The 17,925-nt window shown below is 65.3% G+C and carries 18 protein-coding genes; 9 read left to right on the forward strand and 9 right to left on the reverse strand.

Annotation, left to right across the window (positions count from 1 at the left end):
* Positions 1 to 5 precede the first annotated feature (5 nt).
* The 3 genes from ACIA58_RS31645 to ACIA58_RS31655 are packed head-to-tail and all read left to right on the forward strand — an operon-like array spanning position 6 to position 3,435.
* Positions 6 to 545 carry a flavodoxin domain-containing protein gene (locus ACIA58_RS31645; RefSeq protein WP_396407470.1) on the forward strand — a complete coding sequence of 180 codons (540 nt, stop codon included), beginning with the start codon at positions 6 to 8 and terminating at the stop codon, positions 543 to 545.
* Positions 542 to 2,056: a long-chain fatty acid--CoA ligase gene (locus tag ACIA58_RS31650; protein WP_396407471.1), complete on the forward strand. Its 1,515-nt coding sequence runs from the start codon at positions 542 to 544 to the stop codon at positions 2,054 to 2,056. The genes ACIA58_RS31645 and ACIA58_RS31650 overlap by 4 nt, the downstream gene beginning before the upstream one ends.
* Before the next feature lie 2 nt (positions 2,057 to 2,058).
* A complete protein-coding gene (locus tag ACIA58_RS31655; protein ID WP_396407472.1) occupies positions 2,059 to 3,435 on the forward strand; it encodes a wax ester/triacylglycerol synthase family O-acyltransferase in 1,377 nt (458 codons plus the stop codon).
* Here ACIA58_RS31655 and ACIA58_RS31660 read toward each other — a convergent pair.
* The 3 genes from ACIA58_RS31660 to ACIA58_RS31670 all read right to left on the reverse strand — a co-directional run bounded on the left by ACIA58_RS31660 (position 3,428) and on the right by ACIA58_RS31670 (position 6,756).
* Positions 3,428 to 4,222, reverse strand: a complete 795-nt coding sequence (locus tag ACIA58_RS31660; RefSeq protein ID WP_396407473.1) for an esterase/lipase family protein — start codon at positions 4,220 to 4,222, stop codon at positions 3,428 to 3,430. The genes ACIA58_RS31655 and ACIA58_RS31660 overlap by 8 nt on opposite strands.
* Before the next feature lie 150 nt (positions 4,223 to 4,372).
* Complete coding sequence (locus tag ACIA58_RS31665) at positions 4,373 to 4,957, reverse strand: hypothetical protein (protein ID WP_396407474.1); 585 nt, start codon at positions 4,955 to 4,957, stop codon at positions 4,373 to 4,375.
* A gap of 431 nt (positions 4,958 to 5,388) precedes the next feature.
* Complete coding sequence (locus ACIA58_RS31670; RefSeq protein ID WP_396407475.1) at positions 5,389 to 6,756, reverse strand: hypothetical protein; 1,368 nt, start codon at positions 6,754 to 6,756, stop codon at positions 5,389 to 5,391.
* Positions 6,757 to 6,854: 98 nt separating this feature from the next.
* On the opposite strand from ACIA58_RS31670, the gene ACIA58_RS31675 reads away from it, so the two are divergent.
* Both ACIA58_RS31675 and ACIA58_RS31680 read left to right on the forward strand, forming a co-directional pair.
* The gene (locus tag ACIA58_RS31675) at positions 6,855 to 8,267 is read left to right on the forward strand and encodes a hypothetical protein (protein ID WP_396407476.1); all 1,413 of its coding nucleotides are present in this window, start codon (positions 6,855 to 6,857) and stop codon (positions 8,265 to 8,267) included.
* 52 nt (positions 8,268 to 8,319) lie between these two features.
* Entirely contained in the window at positions 8,320 to 8,802 is a 483-nt protein-coding gene (locus tag ACIA58_RS31680) for an SAM-dependent methyltransferase (protein ID WP_396407477.1), read from the forward strand.
* A gap of 14 nt (positions 8,803 to 8,816) precedes the next feature.
* Here the strand turns inward: ACIA58_RS31680 and ACIA58_RS31685 are convergent, their stop codons facing one another.
* A complete protein-coding gene (locus tag ACIA58_RS31685; protein ID WP_396407478.1) occupies positions 8,817 to 10,130 on the reverse strand; it encodes a hypothetical protein in 1,314 nt (437 codons plus the stop codon).
* Positions 10,131 to 10,257: 127 nt separating this feature from the next.
* Between ACIA58_RS31685 and ACIA58_RS31690 the strand changes: the two genes are divergently transcribed.
* Complete coding sequence (locus tag ACIA58_RS31690; RefSeq protein ID WP_396407479.1) at positions 10,258 to 11,004, forward strand: helix-turn-helix transcriptional regulator; 747 nt, start codon at positions 10,258 to 10,260, stop codon at positions 11,002 to 11,004.
* A 50-nt stretch (positions 11,005 to 11,054) separates the two neighbouring features.
* Here ACIA58_RS31690 and ACIA58_RS31695 read toward each other — a convergent pair whose 3' ends face one another.
* Positions 11,055 to 11,780, reverse strand: a complete 726-nt coding sequence (locus tag ACIA58_RS31695; RefSeq protein WP_396407480.1) for a multiprotein-bridging factor 1 family protein — start codon at positions 11,778 to 11,780, stop codon at positions 11,055 to 11,057.
* 126 nt (positions 11,781 to 11,906) lie between these two features.
* Here ACIA58_RS31695 and ACIA58_RS31700 point away from each other — a divergent pair, with 126 nt between their 5' ends.
* The 3 genes from ACIA58_RS31700 to ACIA58_RS31710 all read left to right on the forward strand — a co-directional run bounded on the left by ACIA58_RS31700 (position 11,907) and on the right by ACIA58_RS31710 (position 14,062).
* Entirely contained in the window at positions 11,907 to 12,893 is a 987-nt protein-coding gene (locus ACIA58_RS31700) for a phosphotransferase family protein (protein WP_396407481.1), read from the forward strand.
* 178 nt (positions 12,894 to 13,071) lie between these two features.
* Positions 13,072 to 13,239, forward strand: coding sequence for a hypothetical protein (locus tag ACIA58_RS31705; RefSeq protein ID WP_396407482.1), 168 nt, complete (start codon positions 13,072 to 13,074; stop codon positions 13,237 to 13,239).
* A 628-nt stretch (positions 13,240 to 13,867) separates the two neighbouring features.
* Positions 13,868 to 14,062, forward strand: coding sequence for a hypothetical protein (locus ACIA58_RS31710; RefSeq protein WP_396407483.1), 195 nt, complete (start codon positions 13,868 to 13,870; stop codon positions 14,060 to 14,062).
* Between the two features lie 18 nt (positions 14,063 to 14,080).
* Here the strand turns inward: ACIA58_RS31710 and ACIA58_RS31715 are convergent, their stop codons facing one another.
* The 4 genes from ACIA58_RS31715 to ACIA58_RS31730 all read right to left on the reverse strand — a co-directional run bounded on the left by ACIA58_RS31715 (position 14,081) and on the right by ACIA58_RS31730 (position 17,327).
* Positions 14,081 to 14,281, reverse strand: a complete 201-nt coding sequence (locus ACIA58_RS31715; protein WP_396407484.1) for a helix-turn-helix transcriptional regulator — start codon at positions 14,279 to 14,281, stop codon at positions 14,081 to 14,083.
* Positions 14,282 to 14,667: 386 nt separating this feature from the next.
* Positions 14,668 to 15,663, reverse strand: coding sequence for a hypothetical protein (locus ACIA58_RS31720; protein WP_396407485.1), 996 nt, complete (start codon positions 15,661 to 15,663; stop codon positions 14,668 to 14,670).
* Positions 15,664 to 15,691: 28 nt separating this feature from the next.
* Positions 15,692 to 17,041: a hypothetical protein gene (locus ACIA58_RS31725; protein WP_396407486.1), complete on the reverse strand. Its 1,350-nt coding sequence runs from the start codon at positions 17,039 to 17,041 to the stop codon at positions 15,692 to 15,694.
* Positions 17,025 to 17,327 carry a hypothetical protein gene (locus tag ACIA58_RS31730; RefSeq protein WP_396407487.1) on the reverse strand — a complete coding sequence of 101 codons (303 nt, stop codon included), beginning with the start codon at positions 17,325 to 17,327 and terminating at the stop codon, positions 17,025 to 17,027. The genes ACIA58_RS31725 and ACIA58_RS31730 overlap by 17 nt, the downstream gene beginning before the upstream one ends.
* Positions 17,328 to 17,925: the final 598 nt, after the last annotated feature.

The following is a 17,925-nucleotide window of genomic DNA, read 5'->3' on the forward strand; positions in this document are numbered from 1 at the left end:
AAGTCATGTCCCGGAAGGTGCTGGTCGCCTATGCCAGCAAGATGGGCGCGACGGCGGAGATCGCGAAAGGAATCGGCGCCGAGATCCGGCAGCACAGGCACCTGGTGGACGTTCGCGAGGTGACGCAGGTTCGCTCGATCGCGGGGTACGACGCAGTCGTACTCGGCAGTGCGATCTACGCGGGGCGGTGGCGCTCCGAAGCCGTCCACTTCCTGCACAAGCACACCGCCGCGCTGCACGACCGGCAGGTGTGGCTGTTCCACAGCGGACCGATCGGACCACACGCCGACCGGCCGCAGGGGATGCCGCGCAAAGTTCGGCTACTAGCCGATCGCATCGGCGCCGGCCCGGCAACGACCTTCGCCGGCCGACTCGACCCCGAGACCGCGAAGGGCTTCCTCGCACGCCGCATGGCCGTCACCGAACTCGGAGGCGACGCCCGCGACTGGGACCGGATCGGCGCCTGGGCCCAGGACGTTGCGGACGCCATCACCTCGGCCGAGGTCGGCGCCTGGTCCCGGCCGGAACCGGAGACACTCCCATGAGCTTCAATCTCGCCACCATCCTGTCCGAATCGGCGCGTACGCATGCCGGCAAGATCGCCGTGATCAGCGGCGACTTCCGGATGACATACGCCGAACTCGACGCGGCCTCCGACCGGTTCGCCGCCGGGCTCCGCGCCCGGGACATCCACCCCGGGGACTCCGTCGGCCTCCAGTTGCCTAACCTGCCGCAGTTCGTCATCGCGTACTTCGGGTTGCTGAAGGCGGGCGCGATCACTGTGCCGATGAACGTTCTCTACAAGGCCGACGAGGTCGCATACATCCTCCGCGACGCGCAAGCGCGGATGCTGATCACCTGGGCCGGAGTGGCCGAAGAGGCAGCGAAAGGCGCGGCAGAGGCGGGCGTCTACGACCTCGTGACGGTGACAACTCCCGGACTCCCCCAGCCGGCCTTCGGTACGTCCTTCGAGCAACTGCTGATCGACGCGCCGAGCACACCTGAGCTGTATCAGTCCGACCCCGGTGACACCGCCGTGATCGTGTACACCTCGGGCACCACGGGTCGCCCGAAAGGCGCCGAGCTCACGCACTTCCAGCTGTTCATGAACGCAGACACCCCGGGCCGGCTGTTCGGGGTCCAGGACGACGACGTCATCCTCGTCGTACTGCCGATGTTCCACGTCTTCGCGCTGTCGAGCATTCTCGACGTGTGCGTCCGGTTCGCGGCGACGATGACGCTCGTACCGCGTTTCGATCCGGGGACCGTGCTGACGACCATCGAGCGCGACCACGTCACGGTGTTCGAAGGTGTGCCGACGATGTACATCGCGCTGCTCGCCCACCCGGACCTCGGCCGGTACGACGTGTCGTCGTTGCGCGTCGGCGTCTCCGGCGGAGCGCCGATCCCGGCCAGCGTGATCGACAACTTCGAACGGCGCTTCGGGATCGTGATCCTGGAGGGCTACGGACTGTCGGAGACCGCGTCCACCACCACCTTCAACATCAGCGCCGACGACCGCCGGGTCTACAGCGTCGGACGGCCCATCTGGGGCGTCCAGGTGCAGATCTGGGACGACAAGGGCAGCGTGCTCCCGCCGGGCGCGACCAACATCGGCGAACTGATGGTCCGCGGCGTGAACGTGATGCGCGGGTACCGCGGTGATCCGGAGGCGTCGGCCAAAGCCTTCACCCGCGGCTGGTTCCACACCGGGGACCTGGGCTACGTGGACGAGGACGGCTACTTCTTCATCGTCGACCGCAAGAAGGAACTGATCATCCGCGGCGGGTACAACGTCTATCCGCGCGAGGTGGAGGACGTGATGTACACCCATCCCGCCGTCGCGCAGGCCGCGGTCGTCGGCGTACCGGACGAGCGTCTCGGTCAGGAGGTCAAGGCCTTCGTGGCGCTGCATCCCGGGCACGAGACCAGCCCCGAGGAGCTGATCGCGCACGTGAAGGCACGGATGGCGCCGTACAAGTACCCGCGCTCGGTCGAGATCCGGCCGGAGCTGCCGATCACGGCGGCGGGCAAGATCCTGAAGCGGGAGCTGTAGCCATGGACCGGATGACCCCGCTCGACGCGCTGTTCCTCGAGGCCGAGGACGAAGAGCCCGGTGTCTCGATGGCGATCTCCTCGATCGCGGTCTTCGAAGGCCCCGCACCGACGTACGCCGAGTTCGCCGAACTGCTCACCAGCCGGTTGCCACTGATCCCGCGTTATCGGCAGAAGGTGCGACAGCTCCCGTTCGATCTCGGGCCGCCGGTCTGGTACGACGACGAGAACTTCGAGCTGTCCTACCACCTCCGCCACACGGCGCTGCCGGCGCCCGGCAGCGATGAGGAGCTGAGCGCACTCATGGCCCGGCTGATGTCCGCGCGTCTCGACCGTGACCGCCCGCTCTGGGAGTACTGGCTGGTCGAGGGGCTCCGGGACGGCCGGTGGGCACTCATCTCCAAGGTGCACCACTGCATGGTGGACGGGGTCTCCGGCACCGACTTGTACGGCGTTGTCCTCGATCCCACGCCGCGGCCACAGCCGGCGATCCACGACGACTGGGCGCCGCAGCACCAGCCCACGACAATCAGCCTGACCGCCACGGCACTCGGTCAGCTCGTCCTGACACCGCTCCAGCAGGTCCGACTGGCCGTCGACGGCCTGAAACAGCCCGGGATGCTCGCCTACCGATCGTGGAGCATCGGACGCGGCCTGTGGGCGTTGTCCGAGGCACTCTGGCCGGCTTGGCCGTCGTCGCTGACGGGTTCGTTGTCCGCGAGCCGCCGGTTCGCTTTCGGCCGCGCGAAGGTCTCGCAGGTCAAGAAGATCCGCCGCGCGTTGGGCGGTACGTTCAACGACGTCGTACTGACGGCCGTCGCCGGCGGCTTCCGCGAACTGCTGCTGTCCCGGGGCGAGATCCCGCGGGAGAACTCGCTCCGGACACTCGTCCCCGTGAACCTCCGGGCGCCGGGCGAAGAGGGCATCCGAGACAACCGCGTCTCGCTGATGCTCGCGCAACTGCCGGTGCATCTCGAGGACCCGGTCGAGCGCCTGGCAGCCGTCCGGGCTCGGCTGGACGAGCTGAAGTCCGATCACGAGATCGACTCCGTCGCCCTGCTGACCGAGCTGGCCGGCCGCGAGCCGTTCCCGCTGATCGCGTCGGGCTACCGGCTGGCTGCCCGGTCACCGCAGCAGTCCGTCGTCACGGTCGTCACGAACGTTCCCGGTCCTCGGCAGCCGCTCTACGCGCTGGGACGCCGGCTCGTCGAGATCATCCCGTACGTGCCGATCGCCTCGACCGTGCGCACGGGCGTCTCGATCATGAGCTACTGCGACTCGATTGCTTTCGGTGTGACCGGTGATTACAGCGAGTCCGATCTCGCCGTACTCGTCGAAGGGATCGAGCGCAGCCTCGACGAACTGACGGCGGTCAGCTGACCCGCCTGGTGTCGTCGGCCGGATAGTGACGGGCCAGCGCCTCCGGTGGGACGAACGGCTGCCAGTGCCCGGGCGCGAGAGCCAGCCGGTCGGCGGCCAGCCAGAGCACGGCGGGATTGTGCCCGTACCCGAGATGGCTGCCGGTGACCGCGACGTTCTGGCGGCGCGGACCAGGGGTCTCGATGCACGCCTGCCACGGCACGATTCCGTCACGCTCCGAGTAGACGGAGGTGACGGGCATCAGCAGCGGTGGCCTGGTGTGCTCGGGTGGTGGCATCTCGGAGTCAGGGATGTGCAGATGCGACAACAATCGGAACACCCTGTGCGCCGGGGTCCCGGCCGGACCGTGCAGCCGGTACGGACTGCCCAGAGTGATCACATCGCGCACCAGGAACGGCATCTCCCTGGCCAGCTCCCGGGCATAGATACCGCCCAAGCTCCAGCCGATCAGGCTCACCGCCTGACCATGCCGCGCCGACAACTCTCGAAGCCGGCCCCGGATTCCGTCCACGGCGGCCCGCGTCGGACCGACATTCCGGCCGAGGTTCCAGCGGTGGGCGGGATAGCCCAGCCGGCCGAGGAACCAGCGCAGCGACGTCGTCGACGCGTCCGAGGCGAGCAAACCGGGCAGGACGAGCACAGGATGACCGTCGCCACGCGGCGCAGTCCGCAGTACCGACCGAGCTGCCGCCAGCTGGCCGAAGTCCACGAAGCTGCGGCCTGGCTCGGTCAGGTACCAGTGCAGGCCGGGAGGAGCCGCCTCGTTCTCAGCAGGCGAGGTGGGCATCGCGCCCTCCTAAGGTCGGACGACCGACGACGCTACCGTCGGGTATTCCCTTCAGGGTAAGCCGATCTGCCGGATAGTCCAGCCCAGGACGCGCCGCCGGAACATGCAGAACCGCCGGCCCGGGGACGGGCCGGCGGTTCCAGTTGGCGGTCAGGCGGTGTGGGGTACCGCGCCCGTCAGCTTGGGCATCACCTCGGCGTCGGCGGGGACCCGGCGCAGGTGGGCGTAGCCGAGCACCGACAGGATCAGCAGGATGCCGGCCGCCGCGAAGGCTGTGATGGCGGCGTACAGGGCGATCTGTCCCATCTTGCCGAAGGCGTAGGCGTTCAGCAGCAGGCCGCGCAGCGTCTCACCCCGGAACACGGTCTGGACCTGGCCGGCCAGCTTGGCGTCGTTGGGGTTGGCCAGCGACTGCTGGGACAGCTGCGAGTACGTCTTGCCGCCGGCCATCTCGTTGATGTGAACGGCAATGAAGTGGTTCGCGTATGCCTCGGCCTGTGCGCCGGTCACCAGCTGCTGGCCGGCGTACTGCGACAGGTACGGCTTGACGGCCGGGTCGTTGAGTGACTCGCTACCGGCCTTCGGGAAGAAGATCTGCTGTGCGGCGAGCTGACTGTGGACCTGGTTGTCGACGAAGTTGTGGGCCCACAGCAACAGACCGCCGGCCGCGACCAGAACGATCGCGAGGACGAACCCAGCAGAGGTGAGCAACGCATCGAACGTCTTGCGGCGCATGATCGATTCCTTTCAAGCCGCTCGACGCGGCCAAAGAGTGGTGAAGAATGTTGCTTCGAGTCTTCGCGATCACCACTCCCCGCCACCACGCACCGAACGGCCCTGATCCATGGGCCAATAGACCCAAAACGTCCCGCCGATGTGCGGGCGCGAGGTCAAGGCTCGATGAGGCCGGCCCGGATCGCATAGCGGGTGAGTTCGGTACGGTCGCGCATGCCTGGTGACCAACTTCAGGACCGACTGCCGCAGGACGCTGAGACCCGATCGCAGCCGCGCAGTCCACACGATGAGGCAACAGTCCCGCGATTGCGAAATCTGGTTGGCAGGACAGATCAACCTTGGCCGAAGCAACGAAGTCATGCGGCGTCGTCATGCACATCCCGCTGACTGGAGTAGCGATGATGAAGGTTGGCTCAGCGTTCGCACCAGGGTCAGCAGTCGATCATTGCATCGACGCGCTCGAGCACCCCGCTCACCCCGTCATGCGTTGCGTACGGACGTGCTAGCGCTGCCATTGCATGCAGCCGATCGGCAGCCCGCACAGAGTCGGTCGCCAAGGCCATATCAACAGCCCGATGCGCGGCTGCTGACGCACGATCCAACTGTGCATCGAGAACGTAGCCAGTAGCGATGCTGATCGCGTCGAACGTGCGACTCCGCTCCTCACCCGCTCCCCGGGTCGCGTACGAGCGTTCAGCATGATCGATCGCCCGTTCCGCAAAGCGAGGCCGATGTTCTACGTGTGAGGCAAGGCATCCATAGATCACGCCGGAGATTCCGTCCAAGTCCGCCGGCGCGAGGAAGAACCGCGCCCACGACGGGACCGTGCCTTCATCGACGCGCCCGAGTTCGTCCTGTGCACGTGCGAGCGAGTCAGACACCCTGTTCGTAGCACCGAGCATCGCGTAAGCCCAGGCCTCGTTGGCATGAAGGACAGCGACTGCCGCGAGGTTCCCGCTGTCCTGAGCAACGATCTGTCCGAGCTGCCATAACCGCAGGGCCTCCTGCGCCCGGCCCAGGTGAATCGAGACTCGGCCGAGACGGTAGAAACCACCGGCAATTAGGGCAAGCTCGTTCACTTCCCGGGCAAGGACAAGCCCAGCGGTCAGGTAGTGACGGGCCGCCGCGTGGTCACCAAGATCGTGACTGGCCCACCCGGCGACCTGGTACATGTCGGACAACGCGATTTTGAATCCCGCCTCGGTCTCATCCGAGTCAAACCGGCTGCTCAGCATGCCGCTCGCCCACGCCAGGTAGTTGGCTGCGGAGTCTCTGCAGGATCCGCCGCCCCGCGTGGCATCGATTTGGCGATGTTCATCGCAGACCGCGCGCACCAGGTCGACATGGGCTGCAGTTACGCGATCCGGGGGGCCAGACGCGTCGGGATGCTTGGCAGCCGCGTATTCGCTCAACTCAGGCGGAACCGGTCCAACCGCCAAAGCGGCCAGAGATCCGACGAAGCCTGGGACTGCCCCTGGATCTCGCAGCATTGTTTCGCCCGTGGATTCGCTACTCGACACATGAGATCCGACGCCCAGCAGACCGCGGTCGATGCCGAAGCCGTCCGCGATGCGTACCAGCACGTCGTACGACGTCACCACTTGCTTGCCCTGGGAGATGCTCCGCACTCGGGTCTCAGCGAGACCGGATGCAGCTGCGAGCGCACTCCTGCTGTAACCGCGGTCCCTCAGGAACAAGAACAACGTCTTGATGTCCTGCTCGGCCAGGCAATCCCGAAGCGGCCGGCCCGCGTGCACTCCCGAGGTCCACCACTGCGGATCCGGCCGTACCACGTGCACCTCTCACGCCCTCCTCTGCTGCTCAGTTTGGATACGATGAGCGAACCATGGCTCCCTCGGGTGGGACATCAGTTCGGACGTCGAGAGTGGTGAAAGCGGTGAACGAGCGAACAGGAAAGTTGAGCGCTGCACCACGCCGCAACGCCAAGCTCGCGGCCGTCATCGCAGAGACAGGTTGGTCACACGCCCAACTTGCACAGGCGGTGAGTCGTGTCGCCGTTGAGGCCGGCAACGAACGTCTGGTCTCGGTGGGCAGATCCCACGTCTCGCACTGGGTCGCGGGATCAACGCCGTCGGGTGACGCGCCAGCCGTCTTGGCGGAGACCCTTTCCCGTCGCCTAGGCAGGGTCGTCACCGTCGACGAGATCGGCCTGTCCGGCCCGGTGTCGCATGGAGCACCCGATTGGTCCGCAGATACGCTGACGACGCTCGCCGATCTGGGAAGAGGCAACGTGGACATCGAGCGCAGGTCCGTGCTGAGAGCCGCTGGCTATTCTGTGGCTGCTCTCGCGGTACCGTCACAAACCTGGTGGGAGGCGATGGCGCGCCGGGGAGCCCAGCGCTCTGCCCGGACAGGCCCGGTGATCGGCGCCGGCGATCTCGAAGCGATCCGTGAGATGGCGGACGTGTTCACTCGGATCGATCAGCGGCGTGGCGGCGGCCACGCACGTACCGCCGTGGCGCAGTACCTGAGCTCAGATGTCTCCAGTGCCCTGAGAGCCAGCCACTCCAGCCCTGCCGTTCGCCGCGACCTGTTCTCCGTTGCCGGCGAGCTCGCCTACCTATGCGGCTGGATGGCATTCGACGATGCCGAGCACGCGACCGCACAAAAGTACTTCACTGTCGCCGTACAGCTCGCGGCCGAGGCTGACGACCCACCGCTGGCCGGCCACGTGCTGCGTGCGATGGCTCATCAGGCTGTCGATCTCGGCCACCCACGCCAAGCCGTCCAGCTTGCGAAGGCATCGTTGGACGGGCGGCGATCGGCTCTGGCCAGCGCCCGCGAACGGGCGTTACTCGAGGTCGTCCACGCCAGGGCACTGGCGGCCAACGGCGACGGCACTGCGGCCGCGCAGGCTTTGCTGCGTGCCGAGGACAATCTTGCCGGCGCAACCGAGGGCGATGACGAACCTGGTCGGGTGTTCTTCTTCGGCGAGGCGAGCCTCGCCCATGAGACGGCGTGTACCCTGCGCGACCTCGGTGATCTGACCGCGGCGACGTCCCAGTTCAGGCACAGCGTCCGAACTCGCAAGGCCGCGACCTTCACCCGCACGCACGCCGTGACGTTGGGATATCTCGGCGCAGTTCAGGCTCGTCAGGGCGCTGTCGACGAAGCTTGCTCGACCTGGTCGACGGCGCTCGACGTGATGGACGGCGTGCACTCCGGACGGACCCGTCAAACCGTCGTAGATATGCGCGCGGCACTGTCGCCGTTCCGAGCTCGCGGCATCCCAACCGCGACGGAACTCGACCAGCGGGCTTCCCGCTACCTCGCCTCTGCGGCGAGGTAGCGAACCCGTCGCCCCAACACCGTCAGCCTCGTCGATCGAAGGACCTCCCCCCATGACGCACCGCGCCCTCACGCTCGAGCCCGTCGCCCAGGTCATCGGCGGCCGGAGCAAACCAACCGACGACAACTGGGGCGGCACGCGCGCCATCTTGCGCATCAACAGCGAGCTGTTCGATGAGCGATCCACTGTCGGGCTGGAGGACTTCTCTCACCTTGAAGTGGTGTTCTTCTTCCACCTCAGCGATCAGAGTGACCTGAACCTCGGCGCTCGCCGCCCCAGAGACAACCCGGCCTGGCCCGAGGTCGGCGCATTTGGTCACCGGAACATGCGCCGGGTCAACTGGCTCGGGATCTCCCGCTGCCGGCTCTTGAAGGTCGACGGACTCGACCTCCACGTCGAGGACCTCGACGCCGTGGACGGCACGCCGGTTCTGGACATCAAGCCATGGTTCGACGAGTTCGGCCCCAGGGGCGCGACCCACCAGCCGGCGTGGACCACCGACATGCTCGTGGACTACTTCGCTCCGACCAAGTAGGCACCGTTGCCTGCTCAGGAGTCCGCTGTGCGAGCAACGTAGCGAATCGCGGCGTTCAACCCCCGTGTCGACAACAGCCGACTCCGCGGATGCGCGATGTCGTCTACTCCCTGAACGGCGAGCTCCGCACATCGCTGCTGGAACCACGGCCAAGGCACGTACAGATGGTCCGCGATCGTCTCCAGCCTGCGTTTCGAGGACTGCTCGATGACGGACGACAGCCCATGCTCTCGATCAGCTACATCGCAGAGCGCCGTCCGCTCGGGCTCTGAACGCTCAGACTCGGAGTTCAAGGTCGCCGCGATGCCGAACCCCTCCATCAGTGCAACCGCCAGCAGGAGCAGGACCCGCTCGTACATCGGTGAGTTCGAAGCATCCGCCTCCGAGACGTGGAAGTCACGCGGCAGGCCCGGGCACCACTGCGACCTACGTCGGAGGTATTCGAACCTGTGTCGCCAAAGGAGCCACGAGGCCGCATCCTCGCCGGTCCGTTCCCGTGTCCACGGGCTCGGCTGACCAGACATCCGCTCAAGATTGCAAGTGATGTACCGAGTGCAGAACCACGACCTCAGCCAGTGGCTGGCAACTGGCGTGAGCGTAGGCATCTCGGTCAACGACGCGTCCGACACGTACCGCCCGTCGTGCGCCGCGAGCCTCGCCTGAACAGTAGAGATCTGACCGTCGTCTGCCAGCAACGCGACGTCTGTATTTGTCACCGCCCAGATGATGCCAACCGTCAGATCATCTACAGCGACCGCCGATGAGACGGGTTGCAGGCCGAGACGGCCTCCGACACGGCCAGCGAACCGGCGCCCATCCAAGATGTACGACTGTTGCTTGTCGTCAACGACCACGAGAAGGGAACGACGATCCGGCCGGTTCAGCACAGCATCAGGCCCGGCGTCGACCATCAACCATCCCTCCCCTGACGACACTGCCTCGCAAACGTGAGCCTCGACGTCCACTCCGGAGAACGACCGACCATTTGGGACACGCAGGGTGTTGGACCCAACCGGAGGCAGTTGGCCGTTCGTTAGGTCGAGAAGCGAGGCGGCATTTGGGCCCCGCGACTCACTGACGCGCCGCCTGTTGAAGAAGCCGAGATCGGCGGGGTCTGCCTTCTCGAGCACATGGCACAGCGCTCGCCGAACGTGCGCCGGCGGCCAGGTGTACATGCCACACTCCCAGTCGGAGATGGACTTGGCGGTGATGACGCTTTCCTTGCCGGTAGCGTTGTAGATCTCGGCCCTGACGAGGTCAGCCAGTTCGCGCTGTGTCATGGGACCTCTAGCTTTTCGCAGTAGCCTGTTCGGCTTCCGATCTGCCATGAACCTGATTCCTCCTTCTCTCGTGGGAAGGATGGCGTGACTGTCCAGGACATCGACACGGCATCAACAGACGTCCGAAGATGTTTCCCTCCCGGCGAAATGCCTGGAAATGTCCTAGGTTTGGTCTGTGGCTAACGAACGACTGCGCGCCGCGCTCGCCGAGCACAACCTCACCTACCTGGCGCTCGCCGAGGAACTGGGCGTCAACGTCAAGACGGTCGAGCGATGGGTTGCCCACGACTACATCCCGTTTCCCCGCAATCGCCACCGGTTGGCCACCCGGCTCGGACGGGACGAGTCCTACCTGTTCCCCACCGCAGTGACAGGCGAGCGTGCCGCCGCGGTATCCGAGAGCGAGATCGTTCGGGTCTACCCGCAACTCTCCGATGTGTCGGCGGACGCGTGGCGAACGTTCTTCGAGTCCGGCGGCAACGACATCGGCATACTCGTATATGCGGGTCTGTTCGTTGCCGAGAGCACTCAGCTGCAACGAATCCTCCGCAAGAAGGCCAAGGCCGGCGCGAGGGTGCGGATCTTGCTCGGAGATCCTGATGACTCCCACGTCGCCGAGCGTGGGCGCGAGCAGGGCATCGGTGAGGCGTTAGCTGCAAAGGTCCGCAACTCCATGGTCCTCTTCAGCAACCTAGCCGCGGTCCCCGGTATCGAGTTTCGGACCCATCGCACGATTCTCTACAACTCGATCTTTCGCGCTGACGACGCTCTGTTGGTCAACACTCATGTCTACGGACTGCCCGCTGCACAGGCTCCGGTGTGGCATCTGCGTAAGATCCCTGCCGGCCAACTCGCGAGCCACTACCTTGAGAGCTTCGAGCGCGTCTGGGAGGGTTCCCAGCCGATCGCACAGCCAGGATGACCTGGCCGATCCCTGCGCCGACTCTCAGATCCGCGACATCGGCTGAGCGTTCAGAGCTTGAATGCGCGCGGTGACTCGGCCTGCGACCAGATCGTCTCAAAGCTGGCGAGATACGACCGGAACAGATCGCCGCCCGCCGAACGACGGTAGTGGAAGACCGGCGACTCTGCCTCGGCGATACCGAAGGCGTGCTGATTGACCAAGAGCTGATCATCGGCAACGTACAGCGAGTTGTAGAGCGAGATGCTGTACAGGCGTACCTCGAATCCGTCGCATGGCAACAGCGGCTGAAGTCGCGCCAGAGCCCTTCGCGGATCCGCGACTGCCCGCTCAGTGTCGGCATCGAGGTCGCCGACCGCGCTGGCCGCCAAGTCCAGGGCTCGCAGGCCGATCCTAACTCGGGTCCCCGTTGCGCACCTTTCGCGGAGGCAACGCAGGATCTCCGAATACTGCAGCAGAAACGCCGCATCGTTGGCGACAATGCCGATCTCTGACACGGCGGACCCGAAGAGGGACAGCCAAAACTCAAACGGGAGCACCGTCCGACGAGGGTAAACGGCAACGAGATCGGGCTGACGTGCTCCACTCAGCTCAGGCCATGCCAGATCCTCGTCGATTCCGAGCAGCTTGGTCAGCCTCGCGCGATGCCGGGCGTGCGGCAACTGACCGCGCAGCCAGTTCCGAACCGTCTTCGGGTCGACGGCCACCTCGGTGGCCACGTCCGCCTCAGTGAGGTTCGCACCGTACATCGCTTTCCGAAGCGCCTCGTTCACCATGCCCAACCTTGCCAGCCGTCAGATGTCTATAGATGTCCGTTGGACGGTAGCACGGAAATGTACATAAATGTCTGCTTTTGGAGCGGTCGCACAGGCTGTATGGGAACTGCCGATCTTCTGCGGAGCATGCCCTCAAAGCTGCAGAACGCTAACTTCTACGGTGTGACCACTCTCAGCGGCGACGAACGCGATCGCCTCGGCACAGCGCTGCATGAGATTGCTGCCACCACAGGCATCGACCCAAGCGGCGCAAGACTGTTGCGCTACACCATGAACGCAGTCTTCTACGTGCCCGCAGCGGACGTCGTACTGCGTATCGCACCGGCCGACCATCTCGGCGAGGTCCGTCAAACCGCTGCGGTCGCCACCCGATTCGCCGAGTTGGATCTGCCGACCGTCCGGCTTGCACCGGGCCTGAAGGAACCGATCGCAACCCCGGCATGGGCTGCAACAGCGTGGACCTACCTCGCCCAACCTGCTGGCCATCGGCATCAACTGGTGGACCTCGCCTCGCCACTCCTATCCATACATTCGATCCATCAGCTTGGGCTCTCCATCCCCGATTGGGACGTGATTGACCGCAGCGAGATCCGCGTGCGGAAGGTAGCCGATGCAACTGGCGAGTCAATGGACTACCTGCACGCTTGGGCGAAGCGTGAGCTGAATCTGCCCATCCTTGACGTTGTCGACCGGTTATTGCAGCGCGCTGCCGAGCTGCGCTCCGCCGTCGCGGACGCCCGATGGGCATTGCCAGTCGGCGTAATCCATGGCGATGCACATGCTGGAAATCTGCTCCTCGCGCCGGACCACGTAGTTCTGATCGACCTCGATTCAGTTCGTTTCGGCCCTCCAGAGTGGGACTTGGTTCCGGCGGCGCACGGGGTCGAACGGTTCGCTGACCCACGCTGGGAGTACGACGACTTCGCGTCCGCGTACGGCTTTGACCTGTTCTCCTCCCCCAATTGGCCGGTCCTGCGTGACGTGCGCGATCTCCAATTGGTGACCAGCGTGATCACGAGACTGCTGGGCCGACCAGATGTCGCTGAAGAGCTCGGCCATCGCTTGCGCAGCTACTTCGCGAAAGATGACGCGACCTGGCATCGCTTCAAGTAGTCCGCCTGTACGAGGCGGCGCGATCGCGTGGGGTCCATGATGAACCCCCACGATGGGCTGATCAAACCACGGTCAACGCGCCGACACTCGGTCACCTAGCGCAGAACCGCGCTACCCGTGACCCAGGCATGTCGCTCGTCTCACGGGCCAACCCACCCGGCTCACACGGGAGGCAAACGTGAAAGGCTACTTGGGCATGCTGGTTCACCTCGACGCGCTACCAGCGATGCTGGACACCATCCGTGGCTGGAACAGCACCCTCGCAATCGGGGTCATGGCCGTCGTTGCCGCGAGCACCTACGTAAACATCGTCCGAGCGATCGACGACGAAATTCGGGGCGCATGATGATTCCTGATCGCCTCGAGCCGGTCCACTGCGTCAGGGTGTGGTTCGGGCAACACGTAGTTGCCAGCTACACCGCGACTGCCAGCCTCGCCGACCGGTACGCCGCCTCTATGGAACGCCGCTTCGCCGGCCTGCGGGTGACTACGGATCCAGTACCGGCGACCGAGCCAACGCCGGCGAAGTCCCGAGCGATGACCCCCGAGCCAAACGCGATTGGCCCGGACATCGGCGCCGAGCCACCCCGGTAGCCGCTCAGGCCCTGAGGCGGTCCGGACTCTGCGACACGGATAAGTACCCCTGTAGACCGGCGAGGCCGGCGCGCGAGTCCTCACCTCCGCGTCGGTCACGCCCTTCCAATGCTCGTCGTACACCCGGCGAGCGCCCGGCCCTGCCACCGTCTCCCCTGTCGGTGGCAGGGCCCCGACAAACTCGGGAGGACGTCAGTGGAGTGGACCAAACCCAAGGACGGAGCCAGCCTCCAACTCTCCGACTGCGAGCCAAGCAGATTCCGAGTGTGACGCCTGCAGATCCGCCCGGCGCGAACCATCTCCTGACCGCTGCGCGAATGCGGACAGTGTCGCGTATTGCGCCTGGACGCCCGATGAGCCGCGGCGAGCTCGCTCTTCGCGTGGCCGAACTGCTGTACGCGGTGAACGCCAAGGTTTATCCGATCACGGGCCATTACATCGCGAAGCTGGAACGGGGCGCCGTGCGGTGGCCCTGCCAGGAGTACCGAGCGGCGCTGTGCCTGATCCTCGCCGCAAAAGATGACACCGACCTTGGATTCCACCCGCCGCAAAACCGTCGACGGGCGGCCGACTAGAGTCACCTGATCAAACGTCTACTGGCCATCTCCGTGCTCCATGAAGTCGAGCCACTGGATCACGATGCTCTGCCGGTAGCGCACATGTCGGCCGACGCGAATTCCTCGTGGCCCGTAGTTGTGGGTTCGCCAGCGATAGAGAGTGCGCTTGGGTACCATGAGGTACGCGGCAACCTGGTCGATGTCCCACAGCGGATCAATCATCTCCGGCGCCGGCATCGTCGCCTCCTTCCGCTGAGAGGAGATTCGCCTGATGAGGCCGCGACATGTGCCTGGATTCCTGCTTTCCAGATGGATCGGCACTCCGCTCCCGCTCGGCCTTGAGGACGCTGCGGACGTGACGGCCGGTCCAACCAAGGATCTCGGCTGCTGCTTCAGCGCTACCACACACCCTGGCAAGTTCAGCAGCCTCAGCGGCCGACACTTCCTCGGCGTCTCGAACTCTCTCGTCGTGTCGCTCAGCCGCGAGTAACCTCGCACTGATCGCGCGTTCCAGCGCAGCCTGAGCTCGAGTCGCGCGAGCTGTTGCCGCCTCGATTCGGGCCTGCCGCTGTCGTGCCCTTCGGAGGGCCGCAACTCTTGTATTCGACATGCGTGGATCTCCATCACCGTTCAGGACCCTCGAAGGGCCGGCCGTCGGTTTCGGGGCTGTCGGTCAGAGTGCCAAGTGAAACTGCGCGGAGATCCGGCCGTCGGTGACCAAGACCGCCGCGTCGAAGCTGCCCATCGACCGACCCGATCAAGCGCCGCGCAACCGACACCACTCGAGCGCCGGTCCTCTCGATGACCTTCTCTGGCTCGCGCTTGTTTACTTCGGCGGCCCACGCGGCGATGTAGCGGAAGGATGACCCGCCGGTCGACCACCCATGGTGAGCCAATAGGAGATAAGCAACAGACTCCGCTTCGATCTCTCGGATCCCGCGGCACATGACGGTTCCAGGTGCTGCGATCTCCTTCTGGGCGTGCATGCGCAAGTGAGCCACTTCGTGCGCCAGCCGGGCGACAGCCGTTACCTCGTCCAAGCCGCGCCTGATCACGACGGTTCGCTCTTGGTGGTCGGTGAACCCTTCGAGGCTCGCGCTGCCGCGTCTGGTTTCTACGAGTGAGTAGCCCGATGAGCGGACTTCGTGTGTCAGCGCCTGCCAGAGCTCACTGGTCGACGTGCCGCTGGTCGACGGGGTCAGCTGAGGCAGCGATGGGCCATCGGTCTGCGATACGTCCCAGACGGACGCGACCCTGAACCCGACAAGTCGTCCGCCACCACGAGCTTGTTTCGCCCGTTCGAGCTCTACGTCCGGTTGATCGGCGTCGATGGTCAGTCGTCGGCCGCGCTCCAGAATGACGGGCGCCAGGATGCGGATCTCCTTGTCCTGCTGACCTTTCTGGACGGATCGCCCGAGCTTCTCCCAAACGTCGGACCGAGCGACTTGGCTTGCGTACGGCATCTGCAGCGTGATCAGCACGACGTTCCGGAAGCTGTAGTTGCGTAGAGCAACTGAAGCATCCAGCCATCGGACCCACTCGACGCCTGAGCTGTGTTTGCGGATCTGCGTGTGCAGCGCGTCGCGCAGGTCCTCGGGGGTAACTCTTGGCCGCTCCATCGATCCTCCAAATTGAGTCCGGGAAAGCTCAACGTTCGGGACCGTCCAGATCGCTGCCGACGTCCGAAAACAGTGCGTCGTACGTCGACGGCGTCCACCGCCACCGCGACGCATGTACGATCGGCGGCGCGCTGAAGTGCTCAGGGCCGTATGGGCGTCGAAGCGAGGATGTTCCCGCGATGCTTTGGGCTGCCTGCGCTGCGACGGACAGTTGATACGTCAGATCCGTCATGTCTGCCGTCAATTGGTCGAAGCACGACGCCAGATTCGTCCTTACCCACGACGGCTGCGGATACTTGAGCCGCCACGCACCAGGTCGGGTGTGAAACTCACGATCACGTTTGCCGAGGTCGGACTTCGGGACGAAGAGCCGGCCATGCAGGATCAGCCACGCCACGGACTTCTGCTGCACCTCGGCCACCCGGACGGCCGCATGCATCAGCTCGTCCATCACGTCGCTAGCAGTCTCGACCGCCCGGCAATCGGGGAGTATCTCGCTCGGTCCCTTCAACCGTTGGTCATCGGACAGCCATCCGCGCAGCGCCTGTAGCAGTTCGACGAATGCTGCCTCAGGCGCAGCATCACTGCGGCCACCCATGTCGGAGACACGAGTCCGCAATAAGTAGGGAACGCGCTGGGTAATTGCGCCCGCCGCACGCAGGACCTGCTCCAGATCGCCGACGGCCTCGATGGGTAAACCCGCCTGATCCAGCAGGTCCGTGAGGTGAAGGCAGTATCCGATGACCGTCCGCAGCTGTGCTGTTGTCGACCGAAGGTCGCGCGACAACACACCGCCAGGGTGTGTTGCGTCGTGCGTCGATTGCCAGTGAGCGGCGAGCAGGATAATGCGAGACTGGTCGTCGACAGGTGCCTGCGGCAACGTTGTGGCCAGCCCACGCAGCGCGCCTATGCCCGGCGAGCCGGGCACACGGTGGAACTCGAGTTCTTCGAGCACATCGACCAGATGTCCGAGTAGCCGCCGGTTGGTCTCAACATCACGGCTCCGCTGGCTCGCGAGCCTCGTCACCGCCGCCCGCGCCGCCAGAGCGGTGATCGACGCGACCTCTGAGCGAGCCGCGACCAGCCACTCGTCCTCGAACGCCCCGCTGGTGCTTCTGTTCTGCGATGCGAGAAGGTCGGCCCCAGCACCGAGCGATCGAGCGAGTACACCGAACGGGCCCTCCGCTCTGGTGGCACTGGTTCTCGCGTAGTCGGCTGCCGACAACTCGAGCCGTAGCCAGCGGAAGTGATGGCGAGCCGCGGTCAACGTCGCCTGCCAGCCGGCGATTAGGTCCGTGTCGTCATCGACAGCGAGGTTGTAGGCAACGACCGCGTCCCGTCTCGCGACTCGAAGCAGGTCCTCATACGTCGTGCGCATCCTGGACCATCCGGATGTCCGCTGCGGCCGACCTCAAAGCATCCGCCAAGGCGAGCCGCCAACTCAACTGATCGATCGATACGTCGAGCCCGTCGACCACACGAGCCGCTTGGTCGAACAGCGCGGCGGGGTCGGCCTGCAATTGCCCGTCGTACGGCTCGTACGGCGCGCCCAACAACTGGACGCAGCGAAACCGACTGAAGGCGGTCATAGCCCAGCGTTCGCCCGGACGCCTCGCCTCCAGCGCCTCGACGATCGCCTCGGCCTGGACGACCAGCTCGGTCACACGTCTCGGAACTTCGACTTGGTTCATGGAATCCCTTCCGTCACAGAGAAAGATGCGCCGGATCTGGCGGTTCTTGGCGCCCCGCAACCAGATCTGTGGATAATTGCCCCGTATCCGGGGCCGGCGCGACGCGTTCCGTAGGTTCAACGTTCGAGGCAGACCTACAGCTCGGCGCCAACTCCAGACCGCACGTCAGCTGGCCGGCGGGTCGCGGTTGCCGGACCTCAGACCGTTCACACCTCTTGCATCCAAGGCGTTTCTGTCGCCGAAACGACTAGATGCGTCCTCGCCGGTACCCCAGCGTTGAGCCTTCATGGGGCACACAGCGAGCAGATCTGGGCAAGGGCACGACAGGGCGTGCGAGCACTGCTCCGCGTTCTTCATTGCACGGCGATCCGACAGGCGGTTCTGCTCGGATCGTTGTCGTTTGCGCCATTGGCGCCTGCTGAAGTCGGGCCTTGGCGCGATGGCAGATGACGAGTCTGCGGCCAGGTCGCCAACCCAAACAGCGCGCGAGATTCTCCTAGACCTATTGACCGCTGAGACGCCAACCGCTGTTGCCGAACGGGCGCGAACTGCCATCGCCGGGCTCTCCGAA

Source organism: Kribbella sp. NPDC051586 (assembly GCF_044453965.1).
Lineage (GTDB): Bacteria > Actinomycetota > Actinomycetes > Propionibacteriales > Kribbellaceae > Kribbella.